The organism is Nocardioides euryhalodurans (assembly GCF_004564375.1).
Lineage (GTDB): Bacteria > Actinomycetota > Actinomycetes > Propionibacteriales > Nocardioidaceae > Nocardioides > Nocardioides euryhalodurans.
Genome location: NZ_CP038267.1, coordinates 1,675,159 through 1,699,004 on the forward strand (window position 1 = coordinate 1,675,159; position 23,846 = coordinate 1,699,004).

Sequence of the window (23,846 nt, forward strand, 5' to 3'; positions counted from 1 at the left end):
GCTCACGGAAGCCGCTGGAGCAGCTCGGCGACCCCGGTCCGGGCGCCGGTGTAGAACGGCACCTCCTCGCGGACGTGGCGACGCGCCTCGGAGGCGCGGAGGTGGCGCATCAGGTCGACGATCCGGTGCAGCTCGTCGGCCTCGAAGGCGAGCAGCCACTCGTAGTCGCCGAGCGCGAAGCTCGCCACGGTGTTGGCGCGCACGTCGGCGAACCCGCGGGCCATCTGGCCGTGCTCGGCGAGCATCCGGCGACGCTCGGCGTCGTCGAGGAGGTACCAGTCGTAGGAGCGCACGAAGGGGTAGACGCACACGTGCTTGCGCGGCTCCTCGCCGTCGAGGAACGCCGGGACGTGGCTCTTGTTGAACTCCGCGGGCCGGTGCAGCGCCATCTGCGACCACACCGGCGCCAGCCGCCGCCCGAACGACGTCCGCCGGAACGCGTTGTAGGCGTCCTGGAGCTCCTCGCTCGTCGTGGCGTGCCACCAGACCATCACGTCGGCGTCGGCCCGCAGCCCGGAGACGTCGTAGACGCCGCGCACCACGACGTCGCGCTCCGCGAGCACCTCGAGGAGCGCCTCGACGTCGGCCGCCTCGGCCACGCGGTCGGCGTCGCCGAGCGGCGTCTCGAGCCGGAACACCGACCACATGGTGTAGCGGATGGAGTCGTTGAGCTCCTTGAGGCGGGCGGCGTTGGTGGTGGGCGTGCTCATGGCTCCATTGTCGCGCGGCGGGCCGAGGCCACGACGGCCGGGATCCCCACGCCGTCGTACGCAGCCCCGCAGACCGACAGCCCCGGGACCCGCGCCACCGCGGACCGGATCCGTGCCACCCGGTCGACGTGCCCGAGGGCGTACTGCGGCAGCGCCCCGCCCCACCGCTGGACGTGGCTGTCGACCGGCCGGGCCGCCACCCCGGTGGCGGCCGCGAGCTCGGCCAGGGAGCTCGCGACGAGCACCTCGTCCGGGTGCTGGAGCGCGGACTCCTCGCGGTGCCGACCGACCGAGGTGCGGAGCAGCAGCACGCCCCCGGCGGCAGCGCCGGCCTCGCGGACCCAGGCCCACTTGGCGAAGGAGTAGGTGGCCGCCTTGATCGCCCGGCCGTCGACCGGGGGGACCAGGAAGCCGGACGAGGCGGTCGTCGCGAGGTCGCCGAGGTCCTCGGCGCGGAAGGCGTGGGTGACGATCGCCATCGACGCCGACTCGACCTCGGCGAGCTCGATCGCGGCCGCGGGGGCGACCTCGGCGAGCAGCCGGGCAGCCGGCGTCGCCGGGCAGGCGAGGACGACGCGGTCGGCCGTCACGACCTCGGCGTCGCGGGTCGACCCGACCGTGAGGGCGAAGCCGGTCTCGGTCCGCGCGAGCCCGCGGACGGTCGCACCGGTGCGCACCTCGAAGCGGCCGCTCCCGGCCAGCGCGACGGGGAGTCTCCCGAGGCCGCCGGGGACGCCGCCGAACACCGGGGCGTCGCTGACGGGCAGCCGCGCTGCCGCCTCGAGCAGGGAGCCCTCGCGGGCGAGGGCGAGGAGCTGCGGGGTGGTGGCGTGGGCCGACAGGTTGCCCGCGTGACCGGCGTAGACGCCCCCGAGCAGCGGCTCCACGAGCCGGTCGACGACCTCCTGCCCGAAGCGCTCGGCGACCACGTCGGCCACGCTGCGGTCCCGGGAGAGGTCCAGGGGCGGCAGGTCCGGCTCCCGGCGTACGACGTCGAGGGCCGCGTCACTGAGCACCCCGGACCGCGCGAGGCCGTCGAGGTCCAGGGGCAGCCCCATCAGGGAGCGCGGCAGCGGTCGCAGCTCGCCCCGGGTCCAGAGCGAGGACGACGTGGACGAGGGGTGCACCACGGGCAGCCCCAGCGAGCTCACCAGGTCGACGGCCTCGGGACGCCGGGCCAGCACCGACTCGGCGCCGACGTCGACCGCCACTCCCCCGACCTCGGCCAGCCGCAGCTTGCCGCCGACGGCGGGCGACGCCTCGAGCACGAGGACGTCGTGCTCGTCGGCGAGGAGGTGGGCCGCGGTCAGTCCCGCGATCCCGCCCCCCACGACCACCACGCCCGGCATGGGTCCAATCTCTCAGACCCCGTCGGTGCCCGCTCAGGCAGCGTCCGCGCCCTCGTCCCCCGACCCCTCGCCCCCGGTGTCCGCCGCGGGTCCGGTCCCGCCCTCGACCGGCTGGCCGTTGATCCTCCCGTCGAGCCGGGCGGGGTCGAGGTCGTCGCGGTGGAGCCGCTGGAACCCGCTGCGGTGGAAGACGAGCGGGGGCCGCTCCTGCTCCATCGACAGGTCGGCGACCTCGAGCAGCACGATCACGTGGTCCCCTGCCTCGATCTCCTCGTGGACCGTGCACGTGAAGGTCGCGACCGCCTCGTCCAGGAGCACCGCCCCGTCGGCGGTGGTGTGGAGGGCGAGGTCGTCGAAGCGCGCCTCGGCCGGACCCGCGAGCTGGCGGCACAGCGCGTCGTGGTGGTCGGCGAGCACGCTGATGCCGATCTGCCGTGCGTCGCGCAGCATCGGCCAGGTGCTGCTCGACCGGGCGATCGAGAACGACACCAGGGCGGGCTCGATGCTCACCGAGGTGAACGAGCTCGCGGCGATGCCCACCAGCCGGCCACCCACTCGGCCGGCGACGGCGACCACCCCGCTGGGGAAGGTGCCGAAGGCGTCACGGAGGGCGCGGTCGTCGGGGAGGTCGGTCGAGGTCATGCGGGGACTCCTGTCAGGTGGGGGCGGTGGTCGAGCAGCGACGCGACGACCGGACGGGCCGAGGCCAGCCAGCCGTCGTACGCCGCCGGATCGTCGTGGTCCCGGTCGAGCACGTAGAGGCCCCGCACCGGGGTCACGGCGCCGAGCTCGGCCAGCAGCGGCCGCAGCGTGGTGTCGGGGGCCAGCGCGTGGGCCGGTCCCGCGCCGAGCATCACGGGAACCGCGACGCCGCGGAGCCCACCGGCCGGGAAGCGGTCGAGGAAGACCTTGAGCAGCCCGGTGTAGGTCGCCTTGTACGTCGGGCTCGCCACGACCACCAGCTCCGCCTCGCCGACGCGCCTGACGAGGTCGTCGACGGCGGCGTCCTCCGGGTCCAGCAGCGAGGTGCCCCACGTCGCCAGGTCGACCTCGAGGTGCTGCTCCGAGCCCGTGAGCCCGTGGGCGACGCGTCGGGCGGCGGTGAGCGTCCTGCTGGCCGGCTTGGGGTTGCCGACCACGACAGCGGTCCGGGGCACGGTGCCGGGGGGCAGGGACATGGCGTCCTCCTTCGTCGGTGACTTTTCTCTACTAACTTACTAGGCTTTGATCCGGACCGGACGCCGCCCCGCCGACCCCGGGTCGCTCGCCGCCCGGGAACCATCCGGGCCGCGGCGCCGTCGTAGCCCCATGAACGGACTCCGCACGCTGGCCGGCAGCGGCCTGTTGGTGATGACGTTGGGCCTCGTCGGGTGCGCCGGCGGCGGGGACGAGGCCGGTGACTCCGGCGCCGAACCGGCCAGCACGGAGCAGGAGGCGCCTGCCGGCGACCGGTCGCTGGCCGCCGGGGGCACCGCGCTCGACACCGGGTCGACCCGCTCCTCCGTCGGGGAGGTCGCCGACCGGGCCGCGCCGGACACCCGCGCACCTGCGGTGATCTCGACCGGGAGCCTCACCGTCGAGAGCGACGACGTCGCCGGGGCGAGGTTCGACCTCGGCAAGGTCGTCGACGCGCTCGGCGGCTCGATCGCCGACGAGAAGACCACGGCGGGCGAGGACGGCGAGGCCCGGCTCTCCCGGCTCGTGCTGCGGATCCCGAGCGAGGAGTTCGACCGTGCGATGACCGACCTGGCGGCACTGGGCGACGTCACGGCCTCCACCCGCAAGGCCGAGGACGTGACGACGCAGGTGATCGACACCGAGGTCCGCATCCGCGCCCAGGAGCAGAGCCTGCGCCGGGTCGAGGTGCTGCTGGCACGGGCCCAGAGCATCCAGGACGTCGTCGCCATCGAGGCCCAGCTCACCCAGCGCCAGGCCGAGCTGGACTCGCTGAAGTCGCAGCTCGCCTGGCTCGAGGACCAGACCTCGCTGTCGACGATCACGGTCTACCTCGAGGCCGAGGACGAGCCGGCGCCGGCGGAGCAGGAGCAGGACACCGCCGCCTTCCTCGCCGGCCTCGACGCCGGCTGGGACGCGCTGACGGCGGTCGCGGGCGGTCTCGCCAGGGTGGCGGGCGCACTGCTGCCGTTCGCCGCGGTCGCGCTGCTGCTCGGCCTCCCCGCCTGGCTGGTGCTGCGGCGCTTCCTGGCCCGGCATCCCGTCCGACGCCCCACGGCCGAGGCCTGAGGCGACCTGACGTGCCCTAGGGTCGGCGCGTGGACACCGACTCCAGCGCCGTACGCATCGCCGTCCTCATCGACGCCGACAACACCTCCCCCAAGTACGCCGAGGCGATCCTCGACGAGCTCGCGAAGTACGGCACCCCCACGATCAAGCGCGCGTACGGCGACTTCTCCTCGCCACGGCTCGGCGGCTGGACCCGCGAGCTCAACGCCCGCGCGATCCGGGCGATGCACCAGAACGCCTTCACCACCGGCAAGAACTCCACCGACTCCGCGCTGATCATCGACGCGATGGACCTGCTCTACGCCGGCAACGTCGAGGCGTTCGCGATCGTCAGCAGCGACAGCGACTTCACCAGCCTGGCGCTGCGGCTGCGCGAGTCGGGGAAGCTCGTCTACGGCCTCGGGCGCAAGCGCACGGCCATCTCGCTCCAGAACGCCTGCGACCGCTTCATCATGCTCGAGGTGCTCGGCAGCGACCACGCGGAGGACGACGACCCCGACGAGTCCGGCGACGACGGGACGGAGGAGGCCTCGCCGCAGCTCAACCTGCAGAGTGCGCTGACCAAGGCGGTCAACGCCACCGCCGACGACGACGGCTGGACCACGCTGGGCGCCATCGGCAACCACCTCGCCCGCAGCCACCCGTCCTGGGACCCGCGCAGCTTCGGCCACAGCAAGCTGAGCAGCCTGGTCGCCGACCAGGCGTACCTCGAGACCCGCAAGTCGGGCACCCACGTAGAGGTGTCGCTCAAGCGCAAGGCGGCCCCGGCGAAGAAGTCCGCGCCCCGGAAGGCGACGAAGAAGGCGGCGGCCAAGAAGGCCTGAGCCGGGTCAGCCGCGCGGCTCGTAGGTGTGCACGAAGTCGGTCAGCCGAGCGAGCTGGTCGGGGTCGGTCGACGGGATGACGCCGTGGCCGAGGTTGAAGATGTGGCCGCGGGCGTAGCGCCCGGCCTCGATCACCTCGGCGGCGCGCTGCAGCATCACCTCGGTCGGGGCGAACACCAGCGCGGGGTCGAGGTTGCCCTGCACGGCCCGGTCGCCGACCCGCTCGATCGCGTCGGCGAGCGGCGTACGCCAGTCGACCCCGACGACGTCGGCGCCCGCCTCGCCCATCAGGGTCAGCAGGTTGGAGGTGCCGACACCGAAGTGGATGCGGGGCACGCCGAGGCGTCCGGCCCGCTCGAGCACGGCTGCGGAGTGGGGCATGACGTGGGTGGCGTAGTCGGTCGGGGTCAACGCCCCGGCCCAGGAGTCGAAGAGCTGCACCGCCGAGGCGCCCGCGGCCACCTGCACCTCGAGGTAGGCCGCCGAGATGCCGGCGATCTTGCGCATCAGCGCGTCCCACACCTCGGGGGCGCCGAACATCATCGCCTTGGTCCGGGCCTGGTCCTTGGAGGGCCCGCCCTCGACGAGGTACGACGCCACGGTGAAGGGTGCGCCCGCGAAGCCGATCAGCGGCGTCGACCCGAGCTCGCCGACGAGCGTCCGGACCGCCTCGGTGATGAAGGGGACGTGGGAGGGGTCGAGGTCCGGGATCGCCGCGACGTCGGCCAGGGTCCGCACCGGGGAGGCGACGACCGGGCCCACGCCAGGCTTGATGTCCAGGTCGACCCCGACCGCCTTGAGCGGCAGCACGATGTCGGAGAAGAAGATGGCCGCGTCGACGCCGTACCGGCGGACGGGCTGGAGCGTGATCTCGGTGACCAGCGCCGGGTCCATGCAGGCGTCGAGCATGGCGACGCCCTCCCGCAGCGCGAGGTACTCGGGCAGGGAACGCCCGGCCTGCCTCATGAACCACACCGGTGTCCGCGACACCGACTCGCCCCGCGCCGCGCGCAGCAGCGGGCTGTCCGATACCGCCTCCATGGGGCGAAGCCTCGCAGGTCGCCCGGCGTGTTCCCACATCGGGGCCGAGTCCGGCGACCTACTGTGAGCACATGGTCGTCCGTCAGGAGACGCACCCGGGTGCGGGTGCGGCCGCGACGCCGCCCGAGTTCCGGGCCGCCGTCGAGAGCATGCAGGCGGCACGACTGCGCCCGGAGGTCTTCTGCGAGGAGATGCCCGCCCCGCAACGCATCGCCCCCCACTCCTTCGCGCTGAGTGCCGACGTGACCGTGGACGACACCGACGTCGGCACCGGGCGGATCATCCTGCTCCACGACCCCGACGGCAACGACGCCTGGGACGGCACCTTCCGGTGCGTGGCCTACGCCCGGGCCGAGATCGAGAACGACATGATCACCGACCCGATGCTGCCCAGCGTCGGGTGGACCTGGCTGGTCGAGGCGCTGGAGGCCCACGGCGCCTCCCACACGGCTCCCTCGGGCACCGTCACGCGGGTGGCGACCGACAGCTTCGGCGGCATGGCGGACGAGGGCGGCACCGCCCAGATCGAGATCCGCGCCTCGTGGACCCCGCTCGACCCGGCCGCCCTCGGCGACCACGTCGAGGCCTGGGGCGAGCTGCTCTGCACGGCCGCCGGGCTGCCCCCGGTGCCTGACGGCGTGACCGCGATGCCGAGCCGACGCGGGCAGCGTGGGCCGGGACACTGAGGGAGATGAGCGAGCCGGACGCCCCCGAGGAGGCACCGCCGCAGCGACCGCTGCTGCGGCTGCGTGACCCCCTCCCCCCGGTCGTCGAGACCGAGGCCGCGCTGGCCGCGACGTGCGCGGCGGTGGCGGCCGGGTCCGGGCCGGTGGCCATCGACGCCGAGCGCGCCTCCGGCTACCGCTACTCCCAGCGGGCCTATCTCATCCAGCTGCGTCGCGAGGGCTCCGGCACCCACCTGGTCGACCCGATCCCCTTCGCCTCGATGGCCCCGCTCCAGGAGGTGCTCGACGGCACCGAGTGGATCCTCCACGCCGCCACCCAGGACCTGCCGTGCCTGGCCGACGTCGGGCTGACCCCCAGCGCCCTCTTCGACACCGAGCTCGCCGGGCGGCTGCTCGGCTATCCGCGCGTCGGGCTCGCCACCCTGGTCGAGACGCTGCTGGGCCAACGGCTCGCCAAGGAGCACTCGGCCGTGGACTGGTCCACGCGACCGCTCCCCGAGCCGTGGCTCGAGTACGCCGCGCTCGACGTGGAGGTGCTGGTCGAGCTGCGCGACGTGCTCGCCGAGGAGCTGGTCGAGACCGGCAAGGACGAGTGGGCGCGCCAGGAGTTCGACGCGCTGCGCGGCTTCCGGCCCGCCGTGCGCGTCGATGCCTGGCGGCGTACGTCGGGCGTCCACCGGGTCCGCGGCCGACGCAGCCTCGGGGCGGTCAGGGCGCTGTGGGAGCTGCGTGACGAGATCGCCCGCGAGCGGGACGTCACCCCCGGCCGGATCCTCCCCGACTCCGCCATCGTCGCCGCAGCCTCCGCCATGCCCACCGACCGCCGCACCCTGCTGCGCACCCAGGGCTTCCACGGCCGGGGCGCCTCCCGCTACGCGACCCAGTGGGTCGAGGCGCTGCTCGCGGTGGGCGAGCTCCCCGAGGAGCAGCTGCCGACCCGCGCGCCCCGTGGCGACGGTCCGCCGCTGCCCCGGACCTGGCCGGAGAAGGACCCCGTCGCCGCCCGCAGGCTCGCCGCCGCCAAGGAGGCCGTCGCCGCGCTCTCGGAGGAGCACGGCATCCCCGCCGAGAACCTGCTGACCCCCGACCACCTGCGCCGCGTGCTGTGGGCGCCGCCCGCGACCCGCGTGCCGGAGGAGCTCGCCGTGGCCGTCGACGGGCTGCTGCAGGGCTTCGCGGCGCGACCGTGGCAGCGCGAGCTGATGGTGCCGCTGCTCGTCGACGCCGTCCTCGCCGGGGACGTCGAGCCCGAGGGAACCCCCTAGGGAGACTCGGTCTCCTCGCTCGGCTCCTCCTCGGGAGCCAGCACGGTCCGCGACTCCTCGTCGATCTGCGTCGTGAGCGCCTCGAGGTCGGCCAGCAGCGGCGCGGTGAGCAGCGTCTCGAGGCTGCCGGAGACCGCGTCCTCGAGCGAGGACCAGTTGTCGATCAGCGGCGGCAGCACGATGGTCCGGACCTGGTTGGTGAACACCTGGCTGTGGACCGGCTCCCGGCCCGGCTGCAGGAAGTCGTCGGACAGCGCCACCTCGAGGTTCGCCGGCACCAGGTGACCGGTCGAGACCAGCCGGCGCACGGACACCGGCGAGGTCATGTGGACCAGGAAGTCAGCCGCCGCCGGGACGTTGCGGACGTCGGCGGACATGCACATCCCGGTCAGGTTCGCCACGGTCGCGCTGCGCTCGATGCTGGGGATCGGGATCACGTCGAAGTCCAGGTCGGCGACCTGCCGCAGCTGTGGCACCTGCTCGCGGTAGCCGGGGAGCATCGCGAGCTTGCCCTGCTTGAACCACTCCAGCGCCGACTGCTTGCGCAGCTGCCGGTCGCTCAGCGTCAGCCGCGGGTCGCGCAGCACCTCGAGCACCGTCTCGAGTGCGGCCTGCGTGCCGTCGTCGGAGAACGCCAGCGAGGTCGGCTCCTCGGCGTCGTCGAAGACCTCACCGCCTGCCGAGTAGATCCACGGAGCGAGACCACGCAGGGACGGCTCGACGTAGATCCCGCGGGTGTGGCGCCGGGGCCGGCTGGCGAACTCGGCGGCGGCCACGAACTGCTCGAAGTTCCAGCCCAGGCCCTCGACCGGGGCCGAGATGCCGCGGGCCTCCATGGCCTCGAAGTCGAGCAGCTCGGTGTTGTAGAGGATCACCTGCGGCGAGACGCCGACGGGCATGCACTGCAGCCGGGACTCGGCGCTGAAGGCGAGCAGCGCGTCGCGGGAGTAGAGGTCACCGAAGTCCAGGCCTCGCTCGATGAGGAGCTGGTCGACCGGCTGCAGCTTCTGCTGCTCCTCCAGCCACGCCAGGTCGCGGTGCGCGGTGAGGAAGACGTCGGGCACGTCCCCGGACTCGCGCATCTCGCCCATGAGCTCCTCGCGGCTGCCGTAGCCCTCCATCGTCATCTCGGCCCCCTCGTAGAGGGAGTTGTAGACGTCGACGAGCGACTCGTAGGCCGCCAGCTCCTCGTCGGTGCCGTAGACGCCGAAGGTCAGGGAGCGGTCGCCGGTCGGGACGGTCGTGGTCTCGCCGTCGGACTCCGGCGTGGGACCGGGGTCGGCTTCGCACGCGGACAGCGCGAGCGCAGCGAGCAGGAGTCCCAAGGACACGCGCCGGAACAACTTGTGGGACCTCCCCGATCGACAACGAGGGGCCAGCCTACCGATGCGTACGAACCCCGCTCAGTCGTCGCCGTGGTGCTCCCGCGCGGCGGCCACGACGGCGTCGAAGACGGTCCGGTCCAGTGCTGCTCCCTCGCGACGGATCGCGGACCGCTCGAGCATCAGCAGCCGGTCCAGCCGGACCTCGCTCGCGCGGCCCTCGGCGTCCCAGTCGCCACTGCCGACGTCCATCCAGTGTCGGCCGTGGCGGGCCTCGTCCTCGGCGTCGCGGTCGTGGTCCTGGCTGGTGAGCATCAGGCCGGCCCAGCGGCCGTCCCGCTCGGCGAGCAGGAGCACCGGACGGTCCTTGCCCTGGGTGGGGTCGTCCTCGTAGGGGACCCACGCCCAGACGACCTCGCCGGGGTCGGGCTCACCGTCGAGCTCGGGGCGGTAGCTGATGTCGTCGCTCATGGGGGGAGGCTATGGGGTGTCGTGTGCCGGACCGGGAGCGCCTCACGGCGCGTGGCCGCTCGTAGCGGCTTCAGTTGGGACCCGGGGCTGCCGCGGCCCGGCACACGACCGCCAGTCTAGGCCCCGGGGCCAATCCCGTCAGGCAAGTCCGTGGGTCAGCTCGACGTGTCCTGCCGCCTCGAGCTGCTCGGCGAGCGACAGCATCCGGACGACCTCCTCGCCCGAGGCGCTGGCCAGGCCCGCCCGGCCGGTCGCGACGACCCGGGCGAAGGCGGCGGCGCGGAAGAGGACGTCGGCGAAGTCGGCGTCGGCGATCCCGCGGAGCACCTCGTCGACCATCGCCTTGAGCTCGTCGGGACCGGGCGGGTCGGCGACGCCGGCCACGACGCGCGCCACCGGCGCCGAGGTCCGGCCCGCCTCGAACTGCCGGGCGACGCCGACGGGGTCGGCGTACACCCAGGAGCGGAGCAGGAACAGCCGCCACAGGCACCCGGCGAGCGAGTCACCCGGGGAGCCTGCCCAGACCTCGGCGATGGTCTCGATGCCCTCGGTGTCGGCGAGGTGCAGCAGCCGGTCGGCGACCTCGCCGTCGGCGCGGCCGTGGGCGCCGCGGACCAGCAGCGTGGCCGCCCGATCGGCGGCCTCGCGCAGCTCGGCGGGGTCGACTCCCGACGAGATCGCCTCGAAGTAGTGGCTCCCGGGGGTGGTCGGCCGGTGGTGCGGTCGCTCCGTCACCGCCACAGGCTACGTCGCCGCGGCGAGCGCCTTGCGGATCCGCTGGTCACTGACCTTCTGCGTCGTGCCGAGCTGCTGGGCGAAGAGCGAGACGCGGTACTCCTCGAGCAGCCACCGGACCTCGCGCAGCCCCGCCGACGGTGGGCGGCCCTCGGGGAGCGCGTCGACCTGGTGGAGGTACGCCGCCTGCAGGTCCGCCACCTGCGCGAGCAGCTGCTGGTCGCGCGCCGGCTGCTCGTCGAGTCGCGCGCGCCGGTGGTCGAGCGCGGCCAGGTAGGTCGGGTAGCGACGCAGCCGCTCCGGGCCCGCCTCGGAGACGAAACCGCGGTGGACCAGCCGAGCGAGCTGGTCGCGCATGTCGGTGAGGCTGGCCAGGACGGCGAGGTCGGCGCGACCTGCGAGCGACTTGTCGGTCGTGCGCCACCGGCCGAGCACGCCGACGACGAGGGCCAGCAGCTCGCGCATCCGCGGCTCGAGCCCCTCTCGCGTGGTCGCGAGGAGGGCGTCGTAGGCCTGCTGGTCGCGGGCGGGCGGCTGCGCGTCCACCGACGCCAGCACCACGGCCCGCCGGCAGTCCTCGACGAGCTCGGCGACCGAGGGGTACGGAGACCCGGCGAGGCCCAGCTTGTCGGCGTTGGACAGCCCCGTGAGCAGGTCCGGCTGCGGCAGGGCGAGCAGCAGCAGCCGGCCCACGCCCAGCCGGTGCCGCGCGGCCGCCTCGGCCGGCGAACCGCAGACGCGGAGGCCGACCGAGCCGCCCTCGTCGTCGAGCGCGGGGAAGCCGCGCACCTCGTGGCCGGCGCGCTTCCAGGTCTGCTCGGCCGGCAAGCTGTTGAAGGTCCAGCGGGTCTGGCCGGTGGTCGTGGTGTCGGCGGCGACCTCGGCCATGGCGGTGTCGAACTCCCCCCGCAGCGGCTCCTTGAGCACCTCGAGGTCCTTGCCCCGGGCCTGCTCGCGGCCGCCCTCGTCCAGCACCCGGTACGTCGGTCGGAGGTGCTCGGGCACCTTGGCCCAGTCCCACGCCTCGCGCGGGACCGCGACCCCGGTCGTCCCGCGCAGGTGCCGCTCGAGGGCGTCGAGCAGCGGCTCCTCCCCCGGCGGCACGGTGGCGAGGAACTCTCGCGCGGTGTTGGGGGCCGGGACGAAGCTGACCCGCAGCTGCTTCGGCAGGCTGCGCAGGAGGCTGGTGACCAGCTCGTGCCGGAGCCCGGGCACGTTCCAGGAGAAGTCCTCGGCGGTCACCCGGTTGAGGGTGGCGACGGGGACGTCGATCGTGAGGCCGTCCTCCGCCGCACCCGGCTCGAAGTGGTAGCTGATCGGAAAGGTCAGCCCCTCGCTCACCCACTGCTCGGGGTAGTCGGCCTCGCTCACCTCCTCGGCGGTGTCGTGGGTGAGCATCGCCGGGTCGAAGGTCAGCAGGTCGGGGCGTTCGCGCCGCTCGCCCTTCCACCACTGGTCGAAGTGGGCACCGCTCACGACGTGCGCAGGGATCCGGGCGTCGTAGAAGTCGAAGAGGGTGTGCTCGTCGACCACGAGGTCGCGCCGACGCGCACGGTGCTCGAGCTCCTCGGCCTCCTCCAGCAGCCGGCGGTTCTCGGCGAGGAACCGGTGCCGGGTCGGCCACTCGGCATAGACGAGGGCGTGCCGGACGAAGAGCTCGCGGGCGAGCGCGGGATCGAGCCGGCCGAGGGCGACGAGCCGGTCGGCGACCAGCGGGACGCCGTACAGCGTGACCTTCTCGTGGGCCATCGCCGATCCGCGCTTCTTCGACCAGTGCGGCTCGGAGTAGGACCGCTTGACGAGGTGTCCGCCGAGCCGTTCGGCCCACTCCGGCTTGATCGCGGCGTTCTGGCGGGCCCAGAGGCGACCGGTCTCGACGAGCTCGCCGGCCATGAGGAACTGCGGGTTCTTCCCCTTGAGGCCGGAGCCGGGGAAGATTGCGAAACGCGCGCCGCGCGCGCCGAGGTACTCCCGCATCGGCCGCCGCTCGCCGGGCCGGCCCTGGGCGCGCTCCTCGAGCGCCCCGATGTGGCTGAGCACCCCCGACAGCAGCGCCTGGTGGATGCCGTCGGCGTCGGGCACGTCGGCCGGCTGCCCGATGTCGAGCCGCATCTCACGGCAGACCTGACGCAGCTGCGACTCGAAGTCCTGCCACTCGCGCACCCGCAGGTAGTTGAGGAACTCCCGCTTGCACATCCGGCGGAACGCGCTCGAGGAGAGCTCGCGCTGCTGCTCCTTGACGTAGCGCCACAGGTTGAGCCAGGTCAGGAAGTCGCTGGCCTCGGCCGTGAAGCGCGCGTGCTGCTGGTCGGCCTGCGGCCGCTGCTCGGCCGGCCGCTCCCGCGGGTCCTGCAGGCTGAGGGCCGCAGCGATCACGATCACCTCGCGCAGGCAGCCGAGCCGTTCGGCCTCGAGGATCATCCGGCCGAGGCGCGGGTCGATCGGGAGCCGCGCCAGCCGCTTGCCGAGCCGGGTCAGCCGGGGATCCGCGCCCCCACCCGACGACAGGGCCCCCAGCTCCTCGAGCAGCTGGACGCCCGCGGTGACGTTGCGCCTGTCCGGCGGCTCCACGAAGGGGAACCGCGCGACGTCACCGAGCCCCAAGGAGGCCATCTGCAGGATGACGCTGGCGAGGTTGGTGCGCAGGATCTCGGGGTCCGTGAACTCCGGGCGCGCCTCGAAGTCCTCCTCGGCGTAGAGCCGGATCGCGATGCCGGCCTCCACGCGGCCGCAGCGGCCGGAGCGCTGGTTGGCCGAGGCCTGGCTGATCGGTTCGACCGGGAGCCGCTGCACCTTGGTGCGCGAGGAGTAGCGACTGATCCGCGCGACACCGGTGTCGATGACGTAGCGGATGCCGGGGACGGTCAAGGAGGTCTCGGCGACGTTGGTGGCGAGCACGACCCGGCGTACGGACGACGGGTGGGACGAGAACACCCGGTGCTGCTCGGCGGCCGAGAGCCGGGAGTAGAGGGGCACGACCTCCAGCGCCGTCGCCCGGTGGTGGGTCCGGTCGAGACCGGCGAGCTCGTCGGCGGTGTCGCGGATCTCCCGCTCCCCCGGCAGGAACACCAGGATGTCGCCCGGTCCCTCCCCGGACAGCTCCCGGACGGCGTCCCGGATCGCCTCGGTCTGGTCGCGCTGGACGACCTCACCCTCGTCGTCGTCCTCGGGGAGCTCCATGAGCGGCCGGTAGCGGACCTCGACGGGATAGGTCCTGCCCGAGACCTCGACGACGGGCGCGTCGAAGTGCTGCGCGAACCGGTCGACGTCGATGGTCGCCGAGGTGATGACCAGCTTGAGGTCGGGCCGCCGCGGGAGCAGCCGCTTGAGGTAGCCGAGCAGGAAGTCGATGTTGAGGCTGCGCTCGTGGGCCTCGTCGATGATGATCGTGTCGTACTTCCGGAGCTGGCGGTCACGCTGCAGCTCCGCCAGCAGGATGCCGTCGGTCATCACCTTGACCCGCCCGGCCTTCGAGGTCCGGTCGGTGAACCGCACCTGGTAGCCGACCAGCTCCCCCAGCCCGGTCCCGAGCTCCTCGGCGATCCGTTCGGCCACCGAGCGCGCCGCGATCCGCCGCGGCTGCGTGTGACCGATCAACCGACCGTCGCCGCCGCGCCCCAGCTCGAGGCAGATCTTCGGAAGCTGGGTGGTCTTCCCCGACCCGGTCTCGCCCGCGACGATGACGACCTGGTGGTCCCGGATGGCCGCCGCGATGTCCTCGCGCCGCTGCGTGACCGGGAGCTCGGGCGGATAGCTGATGGTGATGTCCACAACGCCGTCGATTCTCCCGTACGGCGCAACGGGTTTGACGCGGGCGTCGGGCAGCGCTCAGCCGGCGAGGTCGCCGGAGTCCTCGGGCGGGGTGGACGGCGGCAGCTCCCCGGGCGTCCCCGGCGGTACGTCGCGGCGCTGCTCGTCCTCGTGCGGCGCGTCGAAAGGCCGGCCGTGGGGGCCGCCGTGGGGGCCGCCGTGGTCGGGGCCGTCGGTCGTCACCGCGGCGACCGCGAAGCCGCCGGCACCGCCGATGATCAGGCCCGAGGCGAGGGCGACGGCGATGCTCCGGCTGATCCGGTGCGGGCCCTCACGGAAGCGGGCCGACCGCGCCCGGAAGCGGTCGCGGCGGGACCCGGCCGGCTCCGTGGGGTCGGCGGCTCCCTCCGGGGTGGGGTCGGTGGTGGGCTGCGGGTCCGGGGTCTGCTGGTCGCTCATGGGAGGAGCGTCGGCGGCGTACCTGTGCTGCGGCTGTGTGCGGGCCCAGAGCCCGCCGCGAAGTCCGGCACACGACGCGCGTGGCGCGCTCACAGCAATCACACAGCGGATGAGGGCAGAGTGTGCGCATGGAGCTCACCCGCCCCGACGGCGCACCGCTGCGCGTGCTCGTCGTCGACGACGAGGTCAACCTCGCCGAGCTGGTGTCGATGGCGGTGCGCTACGAGGGCTGGGAGACCCGGTCGGCCCACACGGGCTCGAGGGCCGTCGCGGCCGCACGGGACTTCCGCCCCGACGCGATCGTGCTCGACATGATGCTCCCCGACATCGACGGCATGGAGGTGCTGCGACGGGTGCGCGCGACCGACCCGCTGGTGCCCGTGCTCTTCCTCACCGCCCGCGACGCGGTCGAGGACCGGGTGGCCGGGCTCACCGCGGGCGGCGACGACTACGTCACCAAGCCGTTCTCCCTCGAGGAGGTGGTCGCCCGGCTGCGCGCCCTGATGAGGCGGGCCGGGGCGGCCCGGGTGGAGGAGCGCCACGTGCTCAGCGTCGGCGACCTCACGCTGGACGAGGACAGCCGCGAGGTCTTCCGAGGCGCCACGGAGATCACGCTCACCGCGACGGAGTTCGAGCTGTTGCGCTACCTGATGCGCAATCCTCGTCGGGTGCTCAGCAAGGCCCAGATCCTCGACCGCGTGTGGAACTACGACTTCGGTGGCCAGGCCAACGTCGTCGAGCTCTACATCTCCTACCTCCGCAAGAAGATCGACGTCGGACGGGAGCCGATGATCCACACCATGCGCGGCGCCGGCTACGTCCTGAAGCCGGGGTCCTGATGCGCCGGCCCGCCACCCTCGCCTCGCGGCTCGTCGTCACCTGCGTGGCCCTGGTCGCCGTCGTCACCGTCCTGGCCGCCACCGCGACGTGGTTCGCCGTCCGGGCCTCGCTGACCGGGCAGCTCGACGACCAGGTGCTCGAGGCGCTCGGGCGGACCGAGCGCGCACCCGTGGACGACCTGCCCCCGCCGGCCGACCCGGACGACGGCCGGGGCCCGGAGATCCGCGGGCAGGGCGTCGGGACGCTCACCGTCTTCCTCGACCAGGGCTTCGGCGACGTGATCGTGGCCGGGGACGACGGGGTCGCCACCCGGGTCGCCATCGACCGCGAGACCTTCGAGGCCGTCGCGCTCCTCCCCGCCGACGGTCAGCCCCATCCGGTGGACCTCGACGGGCTGGGCCACTACCGCGTCGCCCTCGACCAGGCGGGCACGGTCGCCGCCGGGCTGCCCACCGACGACATCGACCGCGCCCTCGAGGACCTGGTCCTGACCGAGGCGGCGCTCGTCGCCGCCGCAGTGCTGGTGGCGACCCTGGCAGGCCTCGTCGTCGTACGACGTCAGCTGCGACCGCTGCGCCAGGTGGCCGCCACCGCCCACAGGGTGGCGACGCTCCCCCTGTCGACCGGCGAGGTCGCCTTCACCGACCGCGTCCCCGACGAGCTCACCGACGACCGCACCGAGGTCGGCCAGGTCGGCAGCGCCCTCAACACCCTGCTGAACCACGTCGAGGCCTCGCTCGCCGCCCGGCACCGCTCGGAGCAGCAGGTGCGGCAGTTCGTGGCCGACGCCTCCCACGAGCTGCGCACCCCGCTCGCGACCATCCAGGGGTACGCCGAGCTCGCCGCCCGGCGACCCGACGAGGAGGTCGTCGAGGAGGCGCTGGCGAAGGTGTCGGTCGAGGCGACGCGGATGACCGCCCTCGTCGAGGACCTGCTGCTGCTGGCTCGGCTGGACTCCGGTCGCCCGCTCGCCCGGGACCGGGTCGACCTGACCCGCGTCCTGCTCGAGGCCGTCACCGACGCCCGGGTGCTGGCGCCCGACCACGTGTGGCGCATCGAGGTGCCCGAGGAGCCGGTCGAGGTGATCGGCGACGAGCACCGGCTCCACCAGGTCGTCACCAACCTGCTGACCAACGCTCGCAAGTACACCCCCGCCGGGACGACCGTGACCGTGAGGGCCGACGACGACGGCTTCACCGTCCACGACGACGGTCCCGGGTTCGAGCCCGGCCTCGCCGACCGCGCCTTCGAGCGCTTCACGCGCGGTGACGCCGCACGGACCCGCGAGGTGGGCAGCAGCGCCGGCCTGGGGCTGGCGCTGGTGCAGGCCATCGTCACGGCCCACGGCGGCGCGGTCAGCCTGGAGTCGCGACCCGGCGACACCACGCTGCGGGTGCTGCTGCCGCGCTGACGTCGGCACAATGCCGGCATGACGCGAGTGCCCGTCCCGGACGCCCTGGAGACCGACCGCCTCGTCCTGCGGCGTCGCAGGGTCGAGGAGGCCGGGTTCTTCCGGCGGCTGTGGACCGAGCGGGACCCGCGGGTGCCACCGCACCGGCGGATCGACCTCGAGGGTCGACCGAGCGTGGCCGACATCGCCGCGCAGATCCGCGCGGAGGCCACGGAGTCGTCGCCGGGGATCCTGGCCGTGGAGCGGAAGGGCACGGGCGACGTCATCGGCTGCTGCGGGCTGGTCCACCACGGGAACGGCCCGCCCGGGGAGCCGGAGCTGGCCTTCGAGCTGCTGCGCGCGACGCACGGTCGCGGCTACGCGACCGAAGCGGGGCGAGCCGTGGTCGCCTGGGCCGGCGAGGCCGGGCACCCGAGGGTGTGGGCGGGGGTTCGCGACTGGAACCAGGCGTCGCGACGGGTGCTGGCGAAGCTGGGGTTCCGCGAGACCGGCGAGGTGGAGCGCGACCCCGTCCACGGCGACAACCTGCTCACCGTCCGGGAGCTGTGACCCTGCCCGGGATCCCTCGGTGGATCAGCGGAGCAGGTCGACCAGGGCCGGGAGGGAGCCGGTGACGGCGGCGAGCAGCTGGTCGCGAGTGACCGGGCCGGGGTCGGCGGCCCAGGTCAGGACCAGCTCCTCGGTCATGGCCGACCAACCGCGGACGGCCAGCCGGGTGGCCGGCGTGTCGGGGATGACCGCGCCCTGCGCGTCCTCGGTGAAGATCCGGTCGGTCAGCACGTTGCGTGCCTGCTCGTGGAGCCGGCGCAGCGCCTCGTGGCCGCCCTGCGCGGCGCGGACGATCGAGGCGTACCCCTCGTAGTTGGCCGTCACGTAGTCGACGTACGAGGTCATCGACGCCAGCAGCCGCTCGAGCGGCTCGCCGCCGGCCGGCGGCGCGGTCTGGGCGACCAGGTCCTCCACCGCCCGGCGGACGACCGCCTCGTGGAAGGCGTGCTTGCCGCCGAAGTAGTGGTAGAGCAGCCCTCGCGAGATCCCGGCCCGCTCGGCCAGCAGGTCGATCGTCAGCTCGTCGAGGGTCCGGGTCGCCAGCAGGCCCACGCCGAGGTCGAGCAGCTGGGTGCGACGCCGCGCGGGGTCCAGCCTGGTCCTCGCGCTCGCTGTGCCGGTCGTCACGGGGCCATCTTATTGACGTCTGTTCAATAGCGCCAATACGGTCGGGGGATGACTGAGAGAGCGGTCGACCACCTCGTCGTCGGCGCCGGCTTCGCGGGACTGTGCGCGGCGATCAAGCTGGCCGAGGCCGGCGAGGACGACGTCCTCGTGGTCGAGAGAGGTCCCGACGTCGGTGGCACCTGGCGTGACAACACCTACCCCGGCGCCGCCTGCGACGTGCCGTCGCAGCTCTACTCGTTCTCCTTCGCCCCCAACCCCGACTGGTCGATGTCGTTCTCGCCGCAGCCGGAGATCCAGGCCTACCTCCAGCGGGTCGCCCGCGAGTCGGGCGTGCTCGACCGGTTCGTGTTCGACACCGCCGTCGAGGACGCACGGTGGGACGACGAGACCCAGCGCTGGGTGGTCCGTACGTCGGCCGGGACGATCCGCTCGCGCACGCTGATCAGCGGCTCCGGCGGGCTGTCCGAGCCGCGGCTGCCCGACATCGACGGCATCGACTCCTTCGCCGGCGAGCTCTTCCACTCGGCCCGCTGGGACCACGACGTCGACCTGGCCGGCAAGCGCGTGGCCGTGGTCGGCACCGGCGCCTCGGCGGTCCAGATCGTCCCCGAGGTGGCCCAGGTGGCCTCCCACCTCGACGTCTTCCAGCGCACCCCCGCCTGGGTGATCCCCCGCAACGACCGCCCCTACACCGGTCTGGAGAAGCGGCTGTTCCAGCGGATCCCGCTGCTGCAGCGGCTCTACCGGACCGCGATCTACTGGGGCCGCGAGTCCTACGTCCCGGGCTTCACCGTCGAGCCGCGGCTCGCCCGGCCGGCCCGGCTCCTCGCGCAGGCCAACCTCCGCCGGGGCGTCTCCGACCCGGAGCTGCGCGAGCGCCTCACCCCCGACTTCGAGATCGGCTGCAAGCGGATCCTGATCTCCAACACCTACTACCCCACCCTGGCCCGCGACCACGTCGACCTCGTCACCGAGCCGATCACCAAGGTCACGGCCGACGCGGTCGTCACCGCCGACGGCGTCGAGCACCCGGTGGACGTGCTGGTCGTGGCGACCGGCTTCCACACGACCGACCAGCCGTTCGCCCACCACGTGACGGGGCGCGAGGGCCGCACGCTCGCCGAGACCTGGGCCGCCGGCGGGCAGGCGGCCTACAAGGGCACGACCGTCCACGGCTTCCCCAACTACTTCTCGATCGTCGGGCCCAACACCGGGCTCGGCCACTCCAGCATGGTGTTCGTGATCGAGTCGCAGGTCGCCTACGTGGTCGACGCCGTCCGCACCATGCGCCGCCACGACTACGCCACCGTCGAGCCCCGCCTCGACGCACAGCAGGCGTGGAACGACGACCTGCACCGGCGGATGCGCCGTACGGTGTGGAGCACCGGCGGCTGCTCGTCCTGGTACCTCGACGAGCACGGCCGCAACACCACCCTCTGGCCGCGGGCGACCTTCACGTTCCGCCGCCTGCTCAGCCGGTTCGACGCCACGGCGTACGAGCTGGGGGCGCCTCGTCCGACCACCGCCCGTCCCTCGACCACCGGGAGCACCGCATGAAGTCCCTGTCCGACAAGGTCGTCGTCATCACCGGGGCGGGGTCCGGCATCGGCCGCGTCCTCGCCCTCGACTGCGCGCGGCGCGGATCGCTCCTCGCCCTGTCCGACGTCGACGAGACCGGCCTCGCCGAGACCGTGACCCTGGTCGAGCAGGCGGGCGTGCGAGAGGTCCGCTCCGAGCGGCTCGACGTGTCCGACCGGGCCGCCTTCGCGACGTACGCCGCCGGGGTCGCGGCGCACTTCGGTCGGGTCAACGTCGTGGTCAACAACGCCGGGGTCGCCCTGGCCGGCGACCTGGGGTCCCTCGACTACGACGACATGGAGTGGATCGTCGGCATCAACTTCTGGGGCGTCGTCCACGGCACCAAGGAGTTCCTCCCCCACCTGATCGCCTCGGGTGAGGGCCACCTGGTCAACATCTCCTCCCTCTTCGGGCTGGTCTCGATGCCGGGCCAGTCGATGTACAACGCCACCAAGTACGCCGTGCGCGGCCTGTCCGAGGCGGTGCGCGAGGAGATGCTCGTCGCCGGCCACCCCGTCGGCGTCACCGTCGTCCATCCCGGCGGGATCAAGACCGCGATCGCCCGCAACGCCCGGATGGCCCCGGAGGAGGACAAGGAGGCCTCCGCCGCGTTCTTCGACGAGAAGCTGGCGAGGATGACCCCGGAGAAGGCGGCCTCGATCATCCTCGGCGCCGTTCTCAAGGGACGCGCCCGCTGCCTGGTCGGGCTCGACGCGCACGCCATGCACCACTTCGCGCGGCTCACCGGCTCGCGCTACCAGGACGTCGTCGCCCGGGCGAGCGCAAGGCTGAAGCCACCGACGATCGTGTAGACACGACCCGTGAGGTTCGAGCCCGGGACACCGGTCCGCTGCGAGATGACCAAGTGGCCGGACCGGCCGCACTGGGTCTTCGCCGGCCGCTACCTCGGGGCCGACGAGCACGGCGACTGGATCGGCTTCCCGGCGGGGTCGCGCTTCACCCGCCCCGGGGCCGACTACGTCGCGCCGTACGACCAGGTCGGGCTGGTGCCCCACGACGGGTTGCCCGAGCGGGGCTGGATCGCGGCCTTCCACGACCCGCGCGGCAGCGTGCGGGTCTACGTCGACATCGCCACGCCCCCGGCCTGGGACGGCGCCACCGTCCGCTCGGTCGACCTCGACCTCGACGTGGTGCAGGGGCTGACCGGGCGGGTGTGGGTCGACGACGAGGACGAGTTCGCGGACCACCGTGAGCGGTGGGCGTACCCGGAGCAGCTCGTGGCCGGGGCCCTCGCGTCCTGTCGGTCGGTCGAGGACGTCGTCCGCCGCGGGGAGCCGCCGTTCGACGGGAGCAGCAGCCGGGCGTGGCTGGCCGTCCTCGCGGCCGACCGGACCCCTCAGTAGCCGCCCTCGGGCGGCACCATCTCCAGCCGTACGCCGAGCAGCCGCACCTGCTTGTCCTGCTCGACGCGGTCGAGCAGCGCCACGGCCGCGTCGCCCAGCACGGCCAGGTCGCGGGAGGGCTCGGGCAACTTGCGCGACCGCGTCAGGGTGAAGAACGAGCGGTAGCGGACCTTGAGGTGGACCCGCATCGCCGGCCGCCCCTCCGCGTCGATCGAGGCCAGCGCGCGAGCGGTGAGCGCGCGCACCGCGTCGGGCACCTCGTGCCACTCGAGGTCGGTCTGGAAGGTCTCCTCGTGACCGTGGGCGCGTGGCACCCAGGGGGTCGCGTCGACCGGGCTGGTGTCGACGCCCCGCCCGAGCCGGTGGAACCACGGCCCCATCGTCGGGCCGAACTCCCCCGCCAGCGTCTCGGTGTCGGAGGACGCGAGGTCGCGCACGGTCTCGATCCCGAGCGAGGACAGCCGTCCTGCGATCTTCGCGCCGACGCCCCACAGTGCCCGGGTCGGCCGCTCCCCCATGTGGGGGAACCACGTCTCGTCGGTCAGCACGAACACCCCGCGCGGCTTGCCGAAGTCGGTGGCGATCTTGGCCTGCAGCTTGTTGTTGCCGACGCCGACCGAGCAGTGCAGGCTGGTCGCGTCGAGCACCGCCCGGCGGATCGCGGCCGCGTACGCCACCGGGTCGCCGAGCTCGCCGTGCCCGTCGCCGGCGCCCAGGAAGGCCTCGTCCCAGCCGAGGACCTCCAGCACCACCGGCACGCCGCCCCACTCCAGCGAGCGCAGGGTCGCCATCACCCGGGCCGAGGCGTCCTCGTAGACGGGGAAGTCGACGGGCAGGAAGACCGCGTCGGGACACTTCTTGTGGGCCGTCCGCAGCGGCATGCCGGACCGGATGCCGTGCTCGCGCGCCTCGTAGGACGCCGTCGACACGACCGCGCGCTCCGTGACGACGCCCCGGCCACCGACCACGACGGGGAGCCCGGCGAGCTCGGGCCGGCGCAGCACCTCCACCGCCGCCAGGAACTGGTCGAGGTCGACGTGGAGCACCCACCGGGGACCGCTCACGGCTCGAGGTACCCCGGCGGGGGTGGCAACGCGTCGGTCGCCTCCAGCGGGTCGAGGCCGGTGAGCAGCAGCATGTCGGCGACGATCCCCCGCAGCTGGGCCAGCACCACCTCGGCCGACAGCACCGCGGAGCGCTCGACCTGGCCGGTCGCGAAACCGACCGCGAGCAGCGCCGGCCGCGCCCCGACGGCCATCCGGTTGGCGTGCAGCTCCTCGGCCGCCTCGTCGACCGCGTCGGCGAGCTCGCGCGCCAGGACGGCGTAGGCGTGCGGGACCGGCCGCCGGTGGTAGGCCGCCACGGCCGTGTGGCGGACCAGCACGCGCGTGGACCGGAGCGCCCGGTCCAGCGGGTCGACCAGCTCGGCCATCCGGCGTACGCCGGGCCGGTGGCGCACCCGGAAGGGCGAGGACGCCACCACGGCCAGCCCCTCGTCGGCCGCCAGCTGCAGCTCCCGGATGAGGTAGTCGGTGGAGCGGGCGTCGGCGAGCAGCTCCAGGGCGGGATCGACCTCGCCGTCGTCCATCACGTCGCCGGCCGCCCGCAGCAGGGCAGCGACCTTGCGCAGCACGACCGCGGCCTGCTCGCGGGGCCGGCGCAGCGGCGCTGCCGGCACCACGGTCGCGGCGACCAGCGCCACCGCACCGCCCACCAGCGCGTCGGTCCACCGCGTGAACGCGGCGTCCGGCTGGGGCAGCAGCGTGGCCACCACGATCGACTGCACCGCTGCCTGGGTGACGAACAGCTGCCCGCCGTCGAGCAGGAACGCCGAGGTCATCGCCAGCGCGACGATCAGCGTCAGCTGCCAGGCGCCGGTTCCGATGCCGATGACGAGCAGGTCCGCGACCGCGACGCCGATCGCCACACCCAGCGTCACCTCCGCGACCCGGCGCAGCCGCTGGCCGTAGGAGGTGCCGAGGCTGACCACTGCCGCGATCGGCGCGAAGAAGGGCGTCTCGTGGCCCAGCAGGTCGGCCGCGACGAACCAGGCGACCCCCGCGGCGATCGCGCACTGCGCGATCTGCCACGACTTGGAGCGGGTCCGCGTGAGCCGGGCGGACAGGGAGCTCCGCCCCCTGCCCCAGATCCGGTCCAGCGGCGCGACCTCCATGGCCACGATCCTGCCAGAGGCCGCCCCCCGGCCAGGGCTGACTACTGTGCCAGCGCCCACTCCAGGGACCGCTGGATCTCGGCCAGCTCGCGGTACCAGACCCGGGTCGCCGTACGGCAGCGCACCCGCTGGCCGAGCCGGTCGTACTCGCTGCACTCGGCCCGTGCCTCGGAGCCGGTCGGCGGGAACAGGGCCGACCCGTCGTGACGGTGGATCCCGAACCCGTTGGCCGCGTCGCCCTCCACGCGCACGATCGTGTCGGGGTCGGTCACGCTCGCCCCGACCGCCCCGGCGACCCCCAGCAGCAACCCCGTCAGCGTGGCCACCAGGACCACCCACACCTTCCTCATCGACCGTCTCCCCTCGTCGTGGCGCCGGTCGGTCCGGCGCCTGACGAGGACGCTAGGGACGGCGCACGACGGCAACCGCCGCCCGGGCCGCGGCCTGT

At 73.6% G+C, this 23,846-nt stretch carries 24 protein-coding genes; 10 read left to right on the top strand and 14 right to left on the bottom strand.

The window, feature by feature from the left end; genetic code table 11:
* Window positions 1-2: 2 nt before the first annotated feature.
* From hemQ to EXE57_RS07855, 4 genes are read right to left on the bottom strand one after another with little or no spacing between them, the layout of a single operon-like run.
* Window positions 3-710: a hydrogen peroxide-dependent heme synthase gene (gene hemQ, locus EXE57_RS07840; protein ID WP_135076018.1), complete on the bottom strand. Its 708-nt coding sequence runs from the start codon at window positions 708-710 to the stop codon at window positions 3-5.
* Window positions 707-2,059 (bottom strand): protoporphyrinogen oxidase, encoded by a 1,353-nt coding sequence (hemG, locus tag EXE57_RS07845; protein ID WP_135076021.1) that lies wholly within the window; start codon window positions 2,057-2,059, stop codon window positions 707-709. Before hemG ends, hemQ begins: the two co-directional genes overlap by 4 nt.
* A 33-nt stretch (window positions 2,060-2,092) precedes the next feature.
* Window positions 2,093-2,701: a flavin reductase family protein gene (locus tag EXE57_RS07850; RefSeq protein WP_135076024.1), complete on the bottom strand. Its 609-nt coding sequence runs from the start codon at window positions 2,699-2,701 to the stop codon at window positions 2,093-2,095.
* Window positions 2,698-3,237, bottom strand: a complete 540-nt coding sequence (locus EXE57_RS07855; RefSeq protein ID WP_135076027.1) for an NADPH-dependent FMN reductase — start codon at window positions 3,235-3,237, stop codon at window positions 2,698-2,700. The genes EXE57_RS07850 and EXE57_RS07855 overlap by 4 nt, the downstream gene beginning before the upstream one ends.
* Before the next feature lie 130 nt (window positions 3,238-3,367).
* Between EXE57_RS07855 and EXE57_RS07860 the strand changes: the two genes are divergently transcribed.
* Entirely contained in the window at window positions 3,368-4,303 is a 936-nt protein-coding gene (locus tag EXE57_RS07860) for a DUF4349 domain-containing protein (protein WP_135076030.1), read from the top strand.
* Between the two features lie 29 nt (window positions 4,304-4,332).
* A complete protein-coding gene (locus EXE57_RS07865) occupies window positions 4,333-5,127 on the top strand; it encodes an NYN domain-containing protein (protein ID WP_135076033.1) in 795 nt (264 codons plus the stop codon).
* A gap of 6 nt (window positions 5,128-5,133) precedes the next feature.
* Here the strand turns inward: EXE57_RS07865 and hemE are convergent, their stop codons facing one another.
* Entirely contained in the window at window positions 5,134-6,168 is a 1,035-nt protein-coding gene (gene hemE / locus EXE57_RS07870) for a uroporphyrinogen decarboxylase (protein ID WP_208543004.1), read from the bottom strand.
* 71 nt (window positions 6,169-6,239) lie between these two features.
* On the opposite strand from hemE, the gene EXE57_RS07875 reads away from it, so the two are divergent.
* Both EXE57_RS07875 and EXE57_RS07880 read left to right on the top strand, forming a co-directional pair.
* On the top strand, window positions 6,240-6,854 hold the full coding sequence (locus EXE57_RS07875) for a DUF3000 domain-containing protein (protein ID WP_135076039.1): 615 nt from the start codon (window positions 6,240-6,242) through the stop codon (window positions 6,852-6,854).
* Between the two features lie 5 nt (window positions 6,855-6,859).
* Window positions 6,860-8,119, top strand: coding sequence for an HRDC domain-containing protein (locus EXE57_RS07880; RefSeq protein WP_135076042.1), 1,260 nt, complete (start codon window positions 6,860-6,862; stop codon window positions 8,117-8,119).
* Here EXE57_RS07880 and EXE57_RS07885 read toward each other — a convergent pair.
* The 5 genes from EXE57_RS07885 to EXE57_RS07905 form a co-directional block, all read right to left on the bottom strand.
* Window positions 8,116-9,450 (bottom strand): extracellular solute-binding protein, encoded by a 1,335-nt coding sequence (locus tag EXE57_RS07885; protein ID WP_135076045.1) that lies wholly within the window; start codon window positions 9,448-9,450, stop codon window positions 8,116-8,118. The two genes, EXE57_RS07880 and EXE57_RS07885, sit on opposite strands and share 4 nt — an antisense overlap.
* A gap of 72 nt (window positions 9,451-9,522) precedes the next feature.
* Window positions 9,523-9,912 (bottom strand): type II toxin-antitoxin system PemK/MazF family toxin, encoded by a 390-nt coding sequence (locus tag EXE57_RS07890; protein WP_135076048.1) that lies wholly within the window; start codon window positions 9,910-9,912, stop codon window positions 9,523-9,525.
* A 138-nt stretch (window positions 9,913-10,050) separates the two neighbouring features.
* Window positions 10,051-10,647 carry a hypothetical protein gene (locus tag EXE57_RS07895; RefSeq protein ID WP_135076051.1) on the bottom strand — a complete coding sequence of 199 codons (597 nt, stop codon included), beginning with the start codon at window positions 10,645-10,647 and terminating at the stop codon, window positions 10,051-10,053.
* Between the two features lie 9 nt (window positions 10,648-10,656).
* Entirely contained in the window at window positions 10,657-14,472 is a 3,816-nt protein-coding gene (gene hrpA, locus EXE57_RS07900) for an ATP-dependent RNA helicase HrpA (protein WP_425271712.1), read from the bottom strand.
* 3 nt (window positions 14,473-14,475) lie between these two features.
* On the bottom strand, window positions 14,476-14,856 hold the full coding sequence (locus EXE57_RS07905) for a hypothetical protein (RefSeq protein ID WP_135076054.1): 381 nt from the start codon (window positions 14,854-14,856) through the stop codon (window positions 14,476-14,478).
* A 128-nt stretch (window positions 14,857-14,984) separates the two neighbouring features.
* Here EXE57_RS07905 and EXE57_RS07910 point away from each other — a divergent pair, with 128 nt between their 5' ends.
* From EXE57_RS07910 to EXE57_RS07920, 3 genes are read left to right on the top strand one after another with little or no spacing between them, the layout of a single operon-like run.
* Window positions 14,985-15,695 carry a response regulator transcription factor gene (locus tag EXE57_RS07910; protein WP_135076057.1) on the top strand — a complete coding sequence of 237 codons (711 nt, stop codon included), beginning with the start codon at window positions 14,985-14,987 and terminating at the stop codon, window positions 15,693-15,695.
* Window positions 15,695-17,107, top strand: coding sequence for a sensor histidine kinase (locus tag EXE57_RS07915; protein WP_135076060.1), 1,413 nt, complete (start codon window positions 15,695-15,697; stop codon window positions 17,105-17,107). The genes EXE57_RS07910 and EXE57_RS07915 overlap by 1 nt, the downstream gene beginning before the upstream one ends.
* Before the next feature lie 18 nt (window positions 17,108-17,125).
* Entirely contained in the window at window positions 17,126-17,656 is a 531-nt protein-coding gene (locus tag EXE57_RS07920) for a GNAT family N-acetyltransferase (protein WP_135076063.1), read from the top strand.
* 24 nt (window positions 17,657-17,680) lie between these two features.
* On the opposite strand, the gene EXE57_RS07925 is transcribed toward EXE57_RS07920, so the two are convergent.
* Complete coding sequence (locus EXE57_RS07925; protein ID WP_135076066.1) at window positions 17,681-18,283, bottom strand: TetR/AcrR family transcriptional regulator; 603 nt, start codon at window positions 18,281-18,283, stop codon at window positions 17,681-17,683.
* Between the two features lie 48 nt (window positions 18,284-18,331).
* On the opposite strand from EXE57_RS07925, the gene EXE57_RS07930 reads away from it, so the two are divergent.
* From EXE57_RS07930 to EXE57_RS07940, 3 genes are read left to right on the top strand one after another with little or no spacing between them, the layout of a single operon-like run.
* Window positions 18,332-19,840, top strand: coding sequence for a flavin-containing monooxygenase (locus EXE57_RS07930; RefSeq protein WP_135076069.1), 1,509 nt, complete (start codon window positions 18,332-18,334; stop codon window positions 19,838-19,840).
* On the top strand, window positions 19,837-20,673 hold the full coding sequence (locus EXE57_RS07935; protein WP_135076072.1) for an SDR family NAD(P)-dependent oxidoreductase: 837 nt from the start codon (window positions 19,837-19,839) through the stop codon (window positions 20,671-20,673). The genes EXE57_RS07930 and EXE57_RS07935 overlap by 4 nt, the downstream gene beginning before the upstream one ends.
* A 9-nt stretch (window positions 20,674-20,682) precedes the next feature.
* Window positions 20,683-21,225, top strand: coding sequence for a ribonuclease FAU-1 family protein (locus tag EXE57_RS07940; RefSeq protein ID WP_135076075.1), 543 nt, complete (start codon window positions 20,683-20,685; stop codon window positions 21,223-21,225).
* Here the strand turns inward: EXE57_RS07940 and EXE57_RS07945 are convergent.
* The 3 genes from EXE57_RS07945 to EXE57_RS07955 are packed head-to-tail and all read right to left on the bottom strand — an operon-like array spanning window position 21,219 to window position 23,748.
* The gene (locus EXE57_RS07945) at window positions 21,219-22,289 is read right to left on the bottom strand and encodes a DNA polymerase IV (protein WP_208543006.1); all 1,071 of its coding nucleotides are present in this window, start codon (window positions 22,287-22,289) and stop codon (window positions 21,219-21,221) included. The two genes, EXE57_RS07940 and EXE57_RS07945, sit on opposite strands and share 7 nt — an antisense overlap.
* Complete coding sequence (locus tag EXE57_RS07950; protein WP_135076078.1) at window positions 22,286-23,398, bottom strand: FUSC family protein; 1,113 nt, start codon at window positions 23,396-23,398, stop codon at window positions 22,286-22,288. The genes EXE57_RS07945 and EXE57_RS07950 overlap by 4 nt, the downstream gene beginning before the upstream one ends.
* Before the next feature lie 41 nt (window positions 23,399-23,439).
* On the bottom strand, window positions 23,440-23,748 hold the full coding sequence (locus EXE57_RS07955; protein WP_135076081.1) for a hypothetical protein: 309 nt from the start codon (window positions 23,746-23,748) through the stop codon (window positions 23,440-23,442).
* Between the last annotated feature and the right edge of the window lie 98 nt (window positions 23,749-23,846).